Origin of the sequence: Gracilibacillus kekensis (assembly GCF_900143085.1) — a bacterium.
GTDB lineage: Bacteria > Bacillota > Bacilli > Bacillales > Amphibacillaceae > Gracilibacillus > Gracilibacillus kekensis.
In genome coordinates this window covers 1-15,470 of sequence record NZ_FRCZ01000006.1, presented here as the reverse complement: position 1 = coordinate 15,470, position 15,470 = coordinate 1, and the positions used below count along the sequence as shown (strand labels likewise).

13 protein-coding genes and 2 pseudogenes are annotated in these 15,470 nt (G+C 34.7%); 3 read left to right on the top strand and 12 right to left on the bottom strand.

Annotated features, from left to right (window positions below; translation table 11 throughout):
* Positions 1–252, bottom strand: a pseudogene (locus BUC25_RS19600) (Fic family protein); the annotation flags it as partial.
* Positions 253–807: 555 nt separating this feature from the next.
* Here BUC25_RS19600 and BUC25_RS13920 point away from each other — a divergent pair.
* Both BUC25_RS13920 and BUC25_RS13915 read left to right on the top strand, forming a co-directional pair.
* Positions 808–1,572 carry an ABC transporter ATP-binding protein gene (locus BUC25_RS13920; protein ID WP_073202507.1) on the top strand — a complete coding sequence of 255 codons (765 nt, stop codon included), beginning with the start codon at positions 808–810 and terminating at the stop codon, positions 1,570–1,572.
* Between the two features lie 18 nt (positions 1,573–1,590).
* Complete coding sequence (locus tag BUC25_RS13915; RefSeq protein ID WP_073202506.1) at positions 1,591–3,447, top strand: ABC transporter permease; 1,857 nt, start codon at positions 1,591–1,593, stop codon at positions 3,445–3,447.
* 2 nt (positions 3,448–3,449) lie between these two features.
* Here the strand turns inward: BUC25_RS13915 and BUC25_RS13910 are convergent, their stop codons facing one another.
* From BUC25_RS13910 to BUC25_RS13875, 8 genes and pseudogenes are all read right to left on the bottom strand, one after another.
* The gene (locus BUC25_RS13910; protein WP_073202505.1) at positions 3,450–3,842 is read right to left on the bottom strand and encodes a LytS/YhcK type 5TM receptor domain-containing protein; all 393 of its coding nucleotides are present in this window, start codon (positions 3,840–3,842) and stop codon (positions 3,450–3,452) included.
* Positions 3,843–3,975: 133 nt separating this feature from the next.
* Positions 3,976–4,332, bottom strand: a complete 357-nt coding sequence (locus BUC25_RS13905) for a YxeA family protein (protein ID WP_170862708.1) — start codon at positions 4,330–4,332, stop codon at positions 3,976–3,978.
* A gap of 25 nt (positions 4,333–4,357) precedes the next feature.
* Positions 4,358–6,229 (bottom strand): ABC transporter permease, encoded by a 1,872-nt coding sequence (locus tag BUC25_RS13900; RefSeq protein WP_073202504.1) that lies wholly within the window; start codon positions 6,227–6,229, stop codon positions 4,358–4,360.
* Positions 6,204–6,977, bottom strand: coding sequence for an ABC transporter ATP-binding protein (locus BUC25_RS13895; RefSeq protein WP_073202503.1), 774 nt, complete (start codon positions 6,975–6,977; stop codon positions 6,204–6,206). Before BUC25_RS13895 ends, BUC25_RS13900 begins: the two co-directional genes overlap by 26 nt.
* A 151-nt stretch (positions 6,978–7,128) precedes the next feature.
* Positions 7,129–8,565, bottom strand: a complete 1,437-nt coding sequence (locus tag BUC25_RS13890) for an RNA-guided endonuclease InsQ/TnpB family protein (protein ID WP_073202502.1) — start codon at positions 8,563–8,565, stop codon at positions 7,129–7,131.
* 301 nt (positions 8,566–8,866) lie between these two features.
* Positions 8,867–9,865, bottom strand: coding sequence for a sensor histidine kinase (locus BUC25_RS13885; RefSeq protein WP_073202501.1), 999 nt, complete (start codon positions 9,863–9,865; stop codon positions 8,867–8,869).
* A complete protein-coding gene (locus BUC25_RS13880; RefSeq protein WP_073202500.1) occupies positions 9,862–10,563 on the bottom strand; it encodes a response regulator transcription factor in 702 nt (233 codons plus the stop codon). Before BUC25_RS13880 ends, BUC25_RS13885 begins: the two co-directional genes overlap by 4 nt.
* 403 nt (positions 10,564–10,966) lie before the next feature.
* Positions 10,967–11,173: pseudogene (locus BUC25_RS13875) on the bottom strand (ATP-binding protein); the annotation flags it as partial.
* Positions 11,174–11,897: 724 nt separating this feature from the next.
* On the opposite strand from BUC25_RS13875, the gene BUC25_RS13870 reads away from it, so the two are divergent.
* Positions 11,898–12,386, top strand: coding sequence for a GNAT family N-acetyltransferase (locus tag BUC25_RS13870; RefSeq protein ID WP_342039399.1), 489 nt, complete (start codon positions 11,898–11,900; stop codon positions 12,384–12,386).
* Positions 12,387–12,471: 85 nt separating this feature from the next.
* Here the strand turns inward: BUC25_RS13870 and BUC25_RS13865 are convergent, their stop codons facing one another.
* The 3 genes from BUC25_RS13865 to BUC25_RS13855 form a co-directional block, all read right to left on the bottom strand.
* Entirely contained in the window at positions 12,472–12,765 is a 294-nt protein-coding gene (locus tag BUC25_RS13865; protein WP_073202499.1) for a hypothetical protein, read from the bottom strand.
* A gap of 419 nt (positions 12,766–13,184) precedes the next feature.
* Positions 13,185–14,540 (bottom strand): alkaline phosphatase, encoded by a 1,356-nt coding sequence (locus BUC25_RS13860; RefSeq protein ID WP_073202498.1) that lies wholly within the window; start codon positions 14,538–14,540, stop codon positions 13,185–13,187.
* Positions 14,541–15,134: 594 nt separating this feature from the next.
* Positions 15,135–15,470 (bottom strand): IS30 family transposase (locus BUC25_RS13855; protein WP_139251822.1); only part of this gene is annotated, 336 nt, incomplete at its 5' end.

Here is a 15,470-nt window from a genome sequence, read left to right as displayed (position 1 = left end):
TCCTTTTGCACAATCTCCTCTACAAAATGAATGATTAATAACCTCCAAGTGTTCACGTAGCGTTTTGCCACCAACAGTAATTCCTTCTAGGACTAACTTAGTTTCGTTGATCGTTAATGTGTTTCCTTCAATTGCATTTGTGTTATATGTCCATTCGAGTAGTAGCTTTTCGTGTAAGCTTTTTACTGTATATTTAGGTAACGGTCTATTGTCATCTAGAGCTTCCTTCATCTGATTAATATGTTCGAACATTTTCTTCACCTCTCTCAGTAAAACATATAATTTAATTATGAATAACTTCATTGCTCTGAATATACCTTTTTAAAAAATCCTAATCAAATATTAGTTAAAGGTAGTTCTAATTCTCACCAATCTATTTCTACTTAGATAACCAATATTTTTATATCCCTTCAGCCGCTTTTCAAACATTTTCTGTAAAGCCTCGACGTTTGAATCAACATAATCAAATACTTTCATTTCTCTTTACCACTATGGTCCCGGTGAGAAAAAGGATGTATACGAAGAAAGGGAACTATATATGCAAAGATCCTGTTACTTGCAATCAAAACATAACAGCTGTTCAATCGCTCCATTCTTTTGTTGAACACCTTAAAGCATGAATCTAATGTCATTAGATTCATGCTTTTTATAATTGCTGCACTTTCTTCTCATTACTCTCCCTTTATATTAAACAAATTTCACTATCAACCTTACAAAAATGTAAGACAAATGAAAGAAAGATCGATAGCTAGTTTTCATGCTTCGTTTTACACTATACGTAGCAAAACAATAATGGAGGTATGAAACATGACTAAACCTGTAGTGAACGTTGCAAACGCACAAAAAGTATTTGGTAAAAAATCTGAAAATCAATTTAAAGCGCTCGATAATGTTTCCTTTACCATTGAGGAAGGTGAATTTGTAGGTATTATGGGGCCATCAGGTGCAGGTAAGACAACGTTGCTAAATGTAGTATCTACTTTAGATAAAGCAACATCCGGGAAAATAGAAATTGCCGGTCAAGATATTACCGATATGAAACAAAACGAATTAGCTGATTTTCGTTCCGAGCAATTAGGATTTATCTTTCAAGATTTTAATCTGCTGGAAAACTTAACCGTTTATGAAAATATCGCTCTTCCTCTTTCTTTACAAGGAGTCAGCTCCAGAAAAATTAAACCGCTCGTCATAGAAGTAGCCGAAAAACTCGGAATTAAATCAGTTCTCCAAAAATATCCGGTCACAATTTCCGGTGGTCAAAAGCAACGCGCCGCAGCAGCAAGAGCCTTAGTCCATGAACCAGCAATCATCCTCGCAGATGAGCCAACTGGTGCACTCGATTCAAAAAATGCACACAGTTTGATGAGAACAATGGAACAATTAAATCAATTTCATGATGTGTCAATTATGCTCGTAACACATGATCCATTAAGTGCTAGTTATTGTGAACGAATCTTATTTATACAGGACGGCAATCTATACAAGGAAATCAAAAAAACTGGTGATAAACAACACTTCCACCAACAAATTCTCAATGTGCTTGCCGAATTGACAAGCATTCATTCGTTATAAAGAAAGGAGTGAAAGAGCATGTTAGTAAAATTACTATCTAGTAGTATGAAAAAAATGTGGAAGGATTATCTTGTATTATTATTCGGTTTAACGATATCGATTGCGATCTTCTATATGTTTGAAACATTGGCTCAGAATCAAGCCTTTCTGGAAGCCAATGCTCTAATAAGTTCCATTGTGTTTGTTTTTCATGTTGGGACCTTTATTTTAGCGCTTGTCACCATCTTTTATATTTTCTATGCAACATCTTTTATTTTGTCCCTCCGTCAAAAGGAACTTGGTATGTATATGACCTTAGGAGCAAAAAAAGGTAAGGTTACCCAAATGATGTTTCTGGAAACGTTGATAATCGGTATTTTCTCTTTAATTATTGGTCTCGTATTTGGAGTAGGTCTCTCAGAAGGAATTGCACGACTGTTAATGTCAAGACTGGATTTCTCAGGGGAAGGATTCGAAGCCTTTTATCCGTCTTCACTTGTGACAACAATCCTTTTTTATTTCGTTCTATTTCTTTTAACAGCTATTGTCAATGCAATAAGAGTAGCACGTAAATCGGTACTGGAACTGTTACATGCAGATCAAAAAGCAGATACGAAAACAATCAAAGGCTGGAAAACCTTTTTAGGAACATTAATTGCTATCGTTCTAATTACTGTGGGCTATGTTGCTATGATCAATATGGGTGACCTCGCACATCTTGGTGTTTTAATCGCTGCAGCAACCGTCACACCAGGAACATACTTTTTCTTTATGGCGATGTTACCTTTTCTCATTAAAAGAATCAAAGCGATTCGATCAATAAATGAGAAAGGACTTAACTCCTTTACCTATGCACAGCTTAATTTCCGTGTCAGTCAATTAACGAAAGTACTCGGTACAGTTACGATGTTAATTGCATTAGGATTAGGAGCGATGACAGCAGGTTTATCCTTTTATCATAATACAGAAATTCATTCCTCGTTGATGCACGGCTACGATATCAAAGTACACCAGCCGACAGAGGATGAATTAGCAGAAATGAAGAATTGGGAACTTGAGGAACGTAATCTATATTCCTATAGGGTGACAGATGATGGTGTTTATTTTTCCAAACATGATTTACAAGCGAATCCCCCCGTTATCAAAGAGATTGGAGGTAACCTGGAGGAGTTGTCTAAAGAAGTACGTTTAACAGACGATTTAACAGCTCCTGTTTACACCGATGAGGAAACGGATGATGCCGAAAGTATACCTGAACAATGGCAAACAGCATTACGAACCGAATTAATGGCAAATTTCTACCTATTTGGTGATCGCACGTTATATATACTGGATCAGGAAAAATTTGAAGAAATCAACGCATCAACCCAAACTGTGTTAATTGGAAAAGTTGACAATTTTACAGATTATACAGATACATTGGCAAAAATAGATGAACGACATCACCAATTAGCGATTGATTATACAGGTGAAGATCCTACAATGATTGGTAGTAAATACGAAAGTTATACCTCATTAAAAAGTTTGGCAAATGGTACAATTTTCATGGGATTGTTTCTTGGTGTTGCTTTCTTAATGATGATGGCGAGTGTACTCATGTTCAAACTACTATCCAGTGCGACAGCAGATATTGAACGCTATCAGATGCTTAGAAAAATAGGCGTACGTCAGGCAAAACTGAAAATATCGATTTACAAAGAATTATTTCTTGTTTTCCTTTTTCCAGGTTTAATCGGACTTGTCCACGTACTTATCGGGATGGAAATGTTCTCCTTTATCTTGATTGAACCATATACAAAGTTATGGATTCCGATTAGCCTATTTCTCGTTATTTATGGACTATACTATTGGTTAACCGTCAAAATGTATCAACGGATTGTATTACCAAAAGATTAAAGTCAGGACTGTTTGTATAGCTTTTTACATTCATGTATCATGATAAACATAATCTTCTTGTTTGGAGAGGTAATCCAAGCCTCTCCACCCATAAATGCAAGGTATATACCCGTAATAACTCCTGCTCCAAGTCCAACATATGGTCGACCAAGTAGCCCGGCAATCATGACAACTACTGTACTAAAACCGATCAGCACCTCACTAGAAAAAACATTAATAGATGCGACATAATAACCTTTTCCTTTTATAGAATATAAATATCCTTGATTTTCAAGTTCATAGTATGATCTTTGTACAGTATTCGGGCTAATCATATTACTTAAAATTTTCACTTTTATTTTTTCGGTTAACTGCTCGTATTTTGGATTTCTATTTTGTTTATCTAATTTAAACATATAACCTCTCCATCATCTTAATTATTGGGATGGTTATTTTCTCTTAATATAGTTACAAAATATTCTTTTACTCATTTCAGATACTCAAACTTATAATTTCGAACTTTAAACAGATGGTGGCAAATCTATTTGGTCAATCACTGTTTAACTGTTCTTTTACTCTATCTGGTAGTTCTTCAACCTGTATTTCTTCCCACTTTTCTACATAAGACCCTTTTGTAGTAACTATTAAAAAGGCATTTTCTTTTAATACTCTTGTTGAACTAAATGTTACTTCCTTTTTATCATCGTCTTCAGTATAGCCAATTAAAGTATATTCATATCTGCGAGCATCAATGGGTTCTTCATTGATTTGTACATATACCTCTTCTTTAGGTACAAAAGGGTTGATAAGATCTCTTTCTACTTCTGGAACAAGCGTAAAAAAACCAACTAATATGACAACTAAAGCAAGTACAATTCCTACAGTTATTTTCACTACTTTTTTCAATATTTATCTCTCCCTTAATTTTTAATTAGCGATATACATATTCTTTTAAATTTTTGATGTAACTAGAACGAATGACAATAAAGTATAGAAGCTGTAATCCCAAGAATCCTAAAATGGTAATAACTCCTGATTGAAATACGTTAGAAAATCCTCCCTCCCTTTGTAACACCTGTAAGGCGAAACCTGTTTCAACAATAGCCAACAAAAATGGTAGGAAAAAGAGTATTGCCATTTGAATGTTTGCGTTTTTAACCATTTCCTTTTCACTCAATCCGATTTTAGCTAGTGATTTATATTTTTTTCTTTCCTCATATAAATCCGTAAACAACCTGAAATACAAGAAACTCCCAGCAGCCAAGAAAAAGATGATGCCAATAAATAAACCAATAAACAGACTTAAACTTGGTAATTGAACAGTCTGATAATATTCGATGGCCTTTGAAGAGTACCTAGCATCTGGGTTATATGTTTCACCAACGATATGATCATGTATCTTTTGACTTATATCTAAGTTCTCTTTTGAATTAGCAAATTGAAAAGCATAAAAGGTTACTAACTCATTACCTTGCTTCAATAGATTAAAGGTATTTTCATCAACAACTAACACATCATGAAGAGAAAGGAGTGGCTGTTCAATTGATTGCAACTTTATCGACATTTGTTGGTTATTTAATTGTAAGTCTGTCGTATTATCTTGGAGTACTGTATATCCTTCTCGTTCTGTTTGCCCAAAGTAAACCCCTTTTCCTTCCTCAAGTTTAGAAGTTTTTAATTCAGGTAATATCTTAATCCCATCTTTGTATGAAAGAACTAAAACAGGATAATTCGATGATCCTTGACCAGTTTCAATCACTTTAAATTTAGATTGCTCGTAATCTATATTTTTTTGTTCAAACTGTTGTTGAATATATGTCAGTTGTTCATTTTCATCCTTGTTACTAGAATAGGATAGAAACTCCATTTCATATAATGAATCTTCAGTGGTAAACATTGATTTATAAGTGGCTAAAGTCCCTGTTGCCGTAAAGGCAACAGCAGAAACAATACTTACGATGAAAAATAAACGAGCATTATCTTTGACTCGATACATTAAATCAGAAATCCAAAGTAGGTTTGTACCTTTTCTATAAAATTTCTTATTTCGTTTCAACAGTTTCAGTACCCAGACACTTAACTGGCTATAAAACAAGTAGGTCCCTATTACTGTACAAACAGTAATAATAACTGCACTACCAATATCAATACCTGCAAATAAAGCCAAGCCAAACCCTCCACCTAAGAACATCATTCCTAGTATAGAAAAAGGTATAGAAGACTTTGGTTCTCTTTTTGGTTTGACCGACCCCTTCAGTAAAGAAACTACTTCTTCTGAATGGATAATAAAGAGTGTAAATTGAGAAATAAGCACAAACAGAGGTAGAAATACCCCAATTGTTATTCCTAGTGCTTTCAAGGGGAAATAAAGTTCAAGTGGTTCCATTTCGACTATATATGACCCTGCAGTAAAGAACAGTTTAGCAAGCACTGTTCCACCAATGATTCCTGTAACGATAGAAGCAAGACCGATGAATACATTCTCCAATGTGATTAATAGGCGAAGTTGTTTAGGTGATGCCCCTTGAATTGTAAGAATTCCAAATTCACTTTTCCGTGTTTTTAAAAAGGCACTTACAGAATAAAGGACAAATAAGATTGAAAATACAAAAATGACCCATTCTGCAAATACCATGCCTTTTTTGGCAATGTTATTCATATAACCTGTTTCTAATGCAGGATGAAAGATGAACATCGCAAACATAAAGAAAATCATAACAGCGAACGAACTGCTTAAATAAAAGGCTAGATATGCCCGCAAATTACGCGTTATATTTTTATAAGCGAACTGTGGAAAGGTCATCCGGATCTCCCCCTAGCATTGATAGAACATCTAAAATCTGTTGGAAAAATACCTTTTGATTCGTTCCTTTATATACTTCGTTGTACAATTTACCATCTTTAATGAAAATAACTCGATCACAATAGCTAGCAGCAGATGGATCATGGGTAACCATTAGCATCGTTGTTTTATCTTTTTCGTTAATCATTTGTAAAGTCTGCATCACGTCTTTCGATGATTTAGAATCTAAGTTTCCCGTTGGTTCGTCGGCTAACAACAAGAAAGGCTGATGAATGATTGCTCTAGCGATTGCAGTACGTTGTTTCTGACCGCCTGATACTTCATATGTTCGTTTATTTAAGATTGAATCAATACCTAGCTTTTGAGTGATAGCCTGTACTTTCTTGTCAATTTCACCTGAATCTACTCTTTCTAGTGTCAAAGGAAGCATAATATTTTCTTCCAATGTTAATGTGTCTAATAAGTTAAAGTCCTGAAAAACAAATCCTAGTTCTTTCCTTCGAAATTCTGCAAGTTTCCCTTTTTTTAATTTATGAGGCTCTTGCCCGTTAACAATGACCTGTCCCGATGTCGGTCTATCAATTGTGGAGATTAGATTTAATAGTGTTGTTTTCCCCGATCCAGACGGCCCCATTACACCAATAAATTCTCCCTTTTCCACATTAAACGTAATATTTGTTAAAGCTTGGAAGATCGCTTTTCCATCATAAATTTTATTTAAATCTTGTACTTGTAATACATCTGCCATTATATTGCCTCCTACATATTTGACTGTATATGTATTATATAAGGAATATAAAAATACAAAAATAGAATTACCTTAAATTAACCTTACACTTTAGTAAGGAAAAGACATGAACCTCTCATCACTAAAGTGACGAGTTTCTAATGTATCAACGTCAAACGATGCTTAACATTAGTGGACGGGACACGACGCCCTCTATCCCCTCGACAAAAGCGTTAGGGACTACTTTTCTGATGATATTTCCCGCTGCATTCACATCAGCGTGGATGCATGTGTTCTCTTTGCTCCGATATAACCCTCGTTTTATCCTGCAGCCACTAAACCTAACCTTGACTGGGACACCCTTTTCATAGAGGGGCAATTCATCCATGTCCACGAAACTTGCTTTTGATGTGTAACTTTCTTCTTGTTGGTGAACGTGGATGCCATACGCTTCCGCTTTGTATGCAATCATACCAATCAGCATCGTATGGGGGAGCGTTTGAAAATGTTGCTTGTCCTGCTTACGAAGGCTTACTTTCTGCTTCCATCCCTTATTCATCCCGATGACAATCGTGCTGACTTTGCGTGCCAGTGCTAACTGAACGATATGAAAACTTGCTTTATGGAAGGCATCTTTTAACTTAAAGAAACGTTTTTGGTCGAGTCGCTGTAATTGTTTACTTTGGTAGGAACCTTCTTTTGGTCCCTTTCCTTGTCGTAAAACACGGTAATAATGGGCACGTTGTTTGTTATAATATTGATTGATACTTTTTACTGTTTGGCCCTTGATAATAACAGGTTGGGAACCTGTATTATCGACAATGGTTGCCAAACAATCCACACCGAGGTCGATACCCATGACATGTTGTTCTTCCAGTTCTACAAGCTCGTTCTCTTCCTCTTTCCTGATCACCAATTCGATCGTATATTCGCCATAGGTCGGAATCATTCTTACTTGTTGTAAGGGCCCCTTAAGACCTAACTTTCCGATATTCAGTCTTTCTCTCGTTTGAGGAAACCGGAGGTATTTGTCATCCTTCACCTTACATACCTGATTGGAAAAGATACAAGCGATTCTTCTATTCTTCGGGGCATACTTAGGGATTTTTGGTCTTCCGGTATATTTGTGTGGATGGACTTGGTAATCTTTCAGGCTGGCAAAATAAGCCCTCCAGTTTTGAAACACCAGTCTCATGACTTGTTGGTTGACTTGACCGGGTAATGCTAAGTAATCCGCATTCTCCGACACTTTAAATAAGCTGTCTAAAAAGGCATAAGAGGGCCATTTGTGTTGGGCAGATGGATACTCAAATAACACAGCATCTTGGATATCTTGGCGCTCGTCCACGGGCTTTTTTAATTCTTTTTGCCGTTTCTTTTCTACCGTTTTTCTTTTGATGGCATTCATTTGTGGAAGGTGTTGGTCGATGAGGTCGAAAACTTCTCGTTGTTGTGGTTGAAGGTTTTTTCCTTCACCAAAGGCGGTAAAAATTTGACGGATGTGAAAGTTGGTGGCATTGTACAGATTTTTCGCTAAAAACGTGAGTTGATCACAATATGGATAGAGTCGATGCCCTTTTTTAATGCGGATTTGTTGCGTACGGTACATATTCTTCACCTCTTCTTTTAAAGTAGCACCCAACAAACACAAACATACGTTCCTTATTTATTATTATATACTAGAACAAATGGTCTGTCAAAACCGTTCACCATTCATCTCATCACTAAAGTAACGAGTTTTCTGGTGAACATTTATAAAAGAACCTTACCCCTTCATTAGTTGGGTAAGGCTCCTCCTCTTAGGATTCAAACTAATTATGAAGTTTGTCGAAATTTATGGCGACGATTTTGTATGTTTTTAGCCGGATATATTGTCCATTTTAAAAACGACTCTTTCATTTCCCTTTATGCTAGTGTTTATTCGATGAAACATATTCCTTAAAATATATTTTAAAGGTTGTACTTTGTCCTATTTCTGATTGTAGTTCTATTTCATGCTGGAGCTTACCCATAATTTCTTTTACTAAATAAAGCCCCATTCCCGTTGACTCGTGATACAATCTACCATTTACTCCTGTAAAATAAGGTTCAAAAACCCTTCTGATATCTTGTGAAGGAATTCCAACACCGAAGTCTTTAATTTCTAATAAGATGCACTCTTCTTGTTTCTCAATTTTGATATTTAATGTATCACTTTTGTTAGCGGAATATTTAACGGCGTTTGAAATAATTTGACCTATAACAAATTGCAGCCACTTCTTATCAGAATACACGCACAATTTATCTTTTGGGAAGTACTTTCTAGGGAAAATTTTGTATTGAATAAACAATCTTTTATTTTCCATTATAATTTCATTCATAAAGTTTTGAAGAGGGATCTTTTCAATAGAATAGTCTTTTTCAAACATAGATAGTCGTGATGAGTATAGCACAGTTTTTAATCCATCTTCTAATCGATATAACTCTTTTCGAATTGCCTGAAATAACGCTTCATCATTATCTTGAATCATTAAATGGATGACAGATAAGGGCGTTTTCATTTGATGTACCCATTGATTTGTAAATGTTACTCTTTCATTTAAATCTTTCTTAACCTGTTGCAGATTATTTTCATATAGTTCGGTGAGTACAGATTGCCTTTCATAAATGGATTCAGCTAGTACGCTTTTTCCCAATTGTGTTACATATAATTCGTCATCATTAGACTTTTGTAACCATCGGTAAAGTTTTATATCCTGTATCCATCGATAAATTAGATAAATTCCTATAGTTATTACTTGAATCATAAAGACATAAAACAAATGATCCAATTCTTGAAATCCTAAAAACCAGTAGTAAACACATACAAATATTCCCTGTATGGTGGTAACAAAAATAAGGGACAAATGTGAACGAAGAAATAACTTCATTCTACTTCCTCCCATGTACATCTCATCCTATAACCTGCCCCACGAACTGTTTCAATAGCATCTTTGATTCCAATATCAGAAAGTCTTTTCCTTACCCGTGTGATATAAACGTTTAACGTATTTTCATCAATAAACATATCCGTATTCCACATTTTTTCAATTAAACGATCTCTACTTGTTATCTTTTCTCCACGTTCTAATAATACTTCTAATAATAATGATTCCTTTTTTGAAACCTCTGTTGACTTCAATTGAAATCGAAGTTCCATTCGCTCTGGTAAAAATGTTAAACCATGAAAATTAATCATCCGCTCACCTTGACTGGGTGCATATTCGCCATATGATCGTCTTAGATGACTCTTGACTTTAGCAATTACCATATCATATTCAAAAGGTTTTGTAATGTAGTCATCCCCTCCGTTTTCTAGGGCCATAATTTGATCCATTGTACCCTCTCGTGCAGATATAAAGATAATCGGGCATGTAGAACGTTGGCGAATCTGTCTGCACCAATAAAAGCCGTCAAATGATGGTAAATTTATATCTAGTAATACTAAATCAGGTTCTTTCTCAAGAAATTTGCCTAAGATATCATTGAATTGTTCTAAAGTAATTACTTCGTACCCGAATTTTTCTATATGTTTAGCTAAAGGTATACGGAGTTTATCATTATCCTCAACTATCATGATTTTTTTCATGGATATTATCCCTTCTCAGCTTATTTATGTAATGGGAGAGAAGTAAGACTCCCCTCTAAACTAATAGTTTATTGCATTTTAACTCATTTGGTCATTTAATTCGATTACTACCCGCTTACCATCTACAAGTACCTCAATAATGCAAATAATTATATTGAAAATCTTTATCATATATCATCGCTCCTTTATTTCTAACAACTATTGATTTTATTGTAAAAAATAATGGAGGTCGTAACCATCGAATTTTATTAAATAGATATTACATTTTTGTAAGATACGGTAAAACTTTGTCTAATATAATAAGTGTTGCCTAATCAACAAAGGATTAGGTTATGCTAAGAAACATCTCTTTTGTATTTTGCAATAGAAAAGTGCAGAGGTTTGTCACCCGTAATACTTCTCTTTATTTCCTTTTAGATAATGCATTTGTTAAGTGGTAACTCTCTCCTTGATAAGAGATAATATGGGCATGGTGAATCAGTCGATCCACCAATGCAGCGGTCAATCTAGAGTCTACAAATATTCTGTTCCATTGACTAAACTCTAAATTTAACGTGATGATTAAACTCTTCTGCTCGTAGAATTCAGAGATAAGTTGTAATAGTAGCTCAAGCGCTCTAGTATTTTCAAGAAATCTCAGTTGCTTGTCTGATGATTGATTATCAGTCAGTGATAGAATGCTATCATTCGACTCATCACTAAATTCGTTATTTGGAAAAATAAATTTCTTTTGTTTTACATCTAGTAATAATTCATCAAATTCTGTAATAATTTGACCAATTCCATTTGTGCTAATATAAGAAAAATCAAATACCTGTATATTTCTTTTTAGCCATTAAATTCACCTCGTCAATTTATAATTACTTTGTAATTAGACTATATTTTTTTTATCGAAAAATATAGAACAAAATATATGAATGGTAGGTAGATATCTATCTACCATTCATATAAGCTTACTTACCTCCGTATTTAACTACCATACGTACAGGTTTTTTTGTCGGTCGATTTACAGACAATTTCATGTAGCCTCCTTTTTAAAATAATGATAATAACTAACATTTTAAAAATTGTTACCATTTAGGTAAAATTTAATAAATAAAGATTCTTATGTCAAATGCATTTGAAGCATGATAGTTTAATAATTTTAGGTAAGATTTTTACTATCAATTTTCTAAAATAAACAATCATTTTAAAACCTTAGTCATTTACTTAAAAATTTCAAATGAAATAATGTGTTAGAATTACGACAAATACAAAGGGATGAATTAAATTATTATGAGAAATTTAAAGGGTGTACAAGTGGAACTAAAAGAAGATATTGATGAACTTTATTTTTGAAAATTGAAGAAGAAAAACAAGAAGCAAAAAAATGGAATGGTCCTTATATTAATGAAATTAAAATATCAAAGGAGGAATATAGAAATAATTGGTTGAATGATAATACAATTATCTCAAATGTACCAGATGCTCTAATTATATATGCAAAAGGGAAATTAATTGGATACGTTACCGTATATTGGATAGACAAAAATTCAAATTGGGTTGAAACAGGTATAGTAATTTATGATAAAAATTTTTGGAACGGTGGTTATGGCTCTGAAGCATATAAGTTATGGATTGACTTTCTATTTAATTCTACTGAGTTTATTAGGTTAGGTATGTCAACTTGGTCAGGAAATATAAGAATGATAAAGATTGCTGAAAAGTTAGGAATGAAAGAAGAAGCACGAATAAGAAAAGCAAGAGTTGTAAATGGGGAGTATTTTGATGCTATTAAAATGGGAATTCTTAGAGAAGAATGGGAAAAGCGGTCCAACAAATAAATTTAAACTCGAAGCGGTTAAATTAAATAATTCATTTAACGGTCTTTGTTTCTTAAAAACCATAAGTGAAAATAAATCTATATATCTATTTATACTTATTAGAAATAATGCAAAAAGTTACATTTTTTTCACTAACATTTTCAACAGTAGGTAGTTCTTTACGCAATGAGTCAAGTGATGCAGTAAATTTCGTTTCTTTCTTGTAGCACCATAAAAAAAAGAAAAGAAACGTTATGAAATAAACGGCATTTAAATATAGAATGGAACCTGAATTCACCTTGATACCTTCGTTAAGTATAATCAACGTATTGGTCACACCGAGTAAGAAATAAAAAATCCAACTTTTTCTTGATATGATGTATCGGATAAACATAAACATTAGGGTCCTCCTATAAAGAAATAGCCATATAACCCAACCCTTTTTTGGAAACACTCGCCTCAGACAATCCAATCTCCTCCAGCATTTGAGGTAATCGAGTGATGTTCGCGCCTTTACATAGAAATTTCATCAACATTGTCATTTAATAAAACTACTTATAAGAAATATTTAGGTATCAACTTTTTTTCCCTCCTACACTTGATGTACTATCGTTCAATCATTTAAGACTCCCAAATAGATTCCTATACTCCTAGCTTGTACCTTTTTCCAATGGATGCTTGATGTTAGTAACCTCCTTTATGACTTGTTTAGACAGCACAGTCGAATTCTGAACATATTATAATAATCGATGCTATAATTCTAAAAAGCAAAAAGGAAGAGCCTACCTCAACAGTAAGCTCTTCATCAGATTCAATGCACTAGTTATCAAAATCCACTCGCAAAATTTCCGCTAAAATCTTTGGAAGATCTGTATTATCATGGAAACCGACAAATTTATCTGCTTGTGGTCCATACGCATATATAGAAATATCTGCACCAGTGTGATTTGTGCTTGTCCACCCAATACCAGCATGATTACTCACTACTGTATTGATCGCAAAGGGTGCACTATCAGCTGCCTGAATGGATTGCACTTCTTCTTCTGTTAACGTCAGATTCGTGTGTTCCTCGACAACTTCTTTTACGTTCGAGCGACCTTCGTCTAATTGAGCAGCCATGAAATCTCCAGTAGCTGTCACGTCATTTAAAATATCAGCATGTAAGCCAGAGACAGCACCAGTTCCTGTTGTCATACCGCCAGTATCATGATCACCAGCTACTATCACCATCGTTTTACCATCTTTTTTGGCAAATTCCATAGCTGCTTCTACCGCTCTTTCAAATGCCGCTACATCAGACATTGCCCATGCCGCATCATTCGCATGTCCAGCCCAATCAATCTGGCTTCCTTCCACCATAAGGAAGAATCCGTCCTTATCTTCACTTAAAATGTCAATAGAAGTTTCTGTCATTTCTGCTAAACTAGGCTCTACTGATTCATCACGATGTAATTCGGGAGCAAGTGCCTCCTCTGCAAATAGACCAAGTAATTTCTCTCCATCCTCTACTTCAATATCTGTGCTATCTAGTAATTCCTCTCTCGTTTGTGCATAAGTAAAACCAGCTTCGCTTGCTTCCTCAATTAGATTTAATTCCTCTTGGTTACCACCTTCTGCTTCTGGTAAGAACATGTTCTGTCCACCACCAAGTAGAACATCTACTTCACTGGAAATATACTGTCTTGCAATTTCTGTTTGATTATTACGGTCTTCTACATTTGCCACAAAAGAAGCAGGTGTTGCATGTGTAATAGTAGATGTAGCAACTAATCCAGATGATTTTCCATCTTCTTCTGCTGCATCTAGAATCGTTGATAATTCATTTCCTTCTGGATCAAGGCCAATGACACCATTGTTTGTTTTTACTCCAGTAGCCAATGCTGTTCCAGCAGCTGCAGAGTCAGTGATATCAGCATTAGCAGAGTAAGTGGTAAACATTCCTTTTAAGTGTGCATCCCATACAGCATCTTCTCCCTTGTAGACACGGTAATTCGCTGCATAGTCTGCGCTAAATCCATCAGGAATCATGTAAATCACATTTTCAACTTTTTTTCCGCCTTTTCCGTTACCATTTCCTTTTCCAGCGAAATCAGGCTTATCAGCAAATACTGGAATACTCATTGCAGATAAGACCAAACATGTACTAAGTGCCACTGCTCCAATTTTTTTAAACAAATCTACCAGCTCCTTTATCGTTTTTCTTACAATTAACACGATACTATAAGAATGTTAATTTGCGATGAAGCGCTAGTAAAGGTTCTATAAAGAAAGTCCCTACTAAGACTCTATGATTATTTACCTTCTGTCTATTTAATTTGGTTGGTATCGAACATAGGTACTAGTGAAACCTCTTAAATCTATGCTATGGATATATTCTAAAGCTTATATAGGTTTGGTTAATTTGGACTAATTTGTATTAGGCACTAGACTTGCGAATGGGTGAAATGATGGGAGAATTAGCATTTGAGTAAAGGTTTAAACTTTTTAAACAGAAGTTCTATTTGATTTTGATAGGGTTATATAGTGCTACACCATTTGCTCATAATTCTTTCCTAGAGACGAGCACACAGAAGAATACCCAAACATTGAGGAAAGGGAATGTAATAGAATTCAATAAAAAAGCATTGACCTATAGAAATCCAGTTTTGTTGAAATTTCCTTTGGAGAGTATTAAAGAAAGGGTTATTAGTGAGTAAGTAGATATGAGTGCTGATCACTTTGCAAAAGTATCCGTTTATGATCGGCACTATTTTTTAATTTGACCTTTTGTCAAATTAAGTGCAACAGTTCTTCCTGAAACGCTTCGTGTGTAGTTTTCCAATTCAAGCATTTTCTTGGTCTATTGTTAATTAAAGATAGAGCTCCTTCTAACTCATCATTGGAAACGTTGGCTAAATCCGTTTGCTTAGGGAAGAACTCTCTTAAAAGCCCATTCGCATTCTCATTACTACCACGTTGCCAAGATGAATAAGGATCCGCAAAATACACTTTGATGTCGGTATCTTGTTCAATGGTACGATAACAAGCGAACTCTTTGCCTCTGTCTACTGTGGCTGTTTGAAAGGCACCAGAGGGTAATTGTTCATTTAGCGTTTTAATAGCTTG

Bases quoted from the DNA above. Each gene is read 5' to 3' on its own strand.
- BUC25_RS13865 (WP_073202499.1), bottom strand. From the start codon at position 12,765: ATGTTTATGTTTATCCGATACATCATATCAAGAAAAAGTTGGATTTTT.
- BUC25_RS13910 (WP_073202505.1), bottom strand. From the start codon at position 3,842: ATGTTTAAATTAGATAAACAAAATAGAAATCCAAAATACGAGCAGTTA.
- BUC25_RS13915 (WP_073202506.1), top strand. From the start codon at position 1,591: ATGTTAGTAAAATTACTATCTAGTAGTATGAAAAAAATGTGGAAGGAT.
- BUC25_RS13900 (WP_073202504.1), bottom strand. From the start codon at position 6,229: ATGACCTTTCCACAGTTCGCTTATAAAAATATAACGCGTAATTTGCGG.
- BUC25_RS13885 (WP_073202501.1), bottom strand. From the start codon at position 9,865: ATGAAGTTATTTCTTCGTTCACATTTGTCCCTTATTTTTGTTACCACC.
- BUC25_RS13880 (WP_073202500.1), bottom strand. From the start codon at position 10,563: ATGAAAAAAATCATGATAGTTGAGGATAATGATAAACTCCGTATACCT.
- BUC25_RS13895 (WP_073202503.1), bottom strand. From the start codon at position 6,977: ATGGCAGATGTATTACAAGTACAAGATTTAAATAAAATTTATGATGGA.
- BUC25_RS13890 (WP_073202502.1), bottom strand. From the start codon at position 8,565: ATGTACCGTACGCAACAAATCCGCATTAAAAAAGGGCATCGACTCTAT.
- BUC25_RS13920 (WP_073202507.1), top strand. From the start codon at position 808: ATGACTAAACCTGTAGTGAACGTTGCAAACGCACAAAAAGTATTTGGT.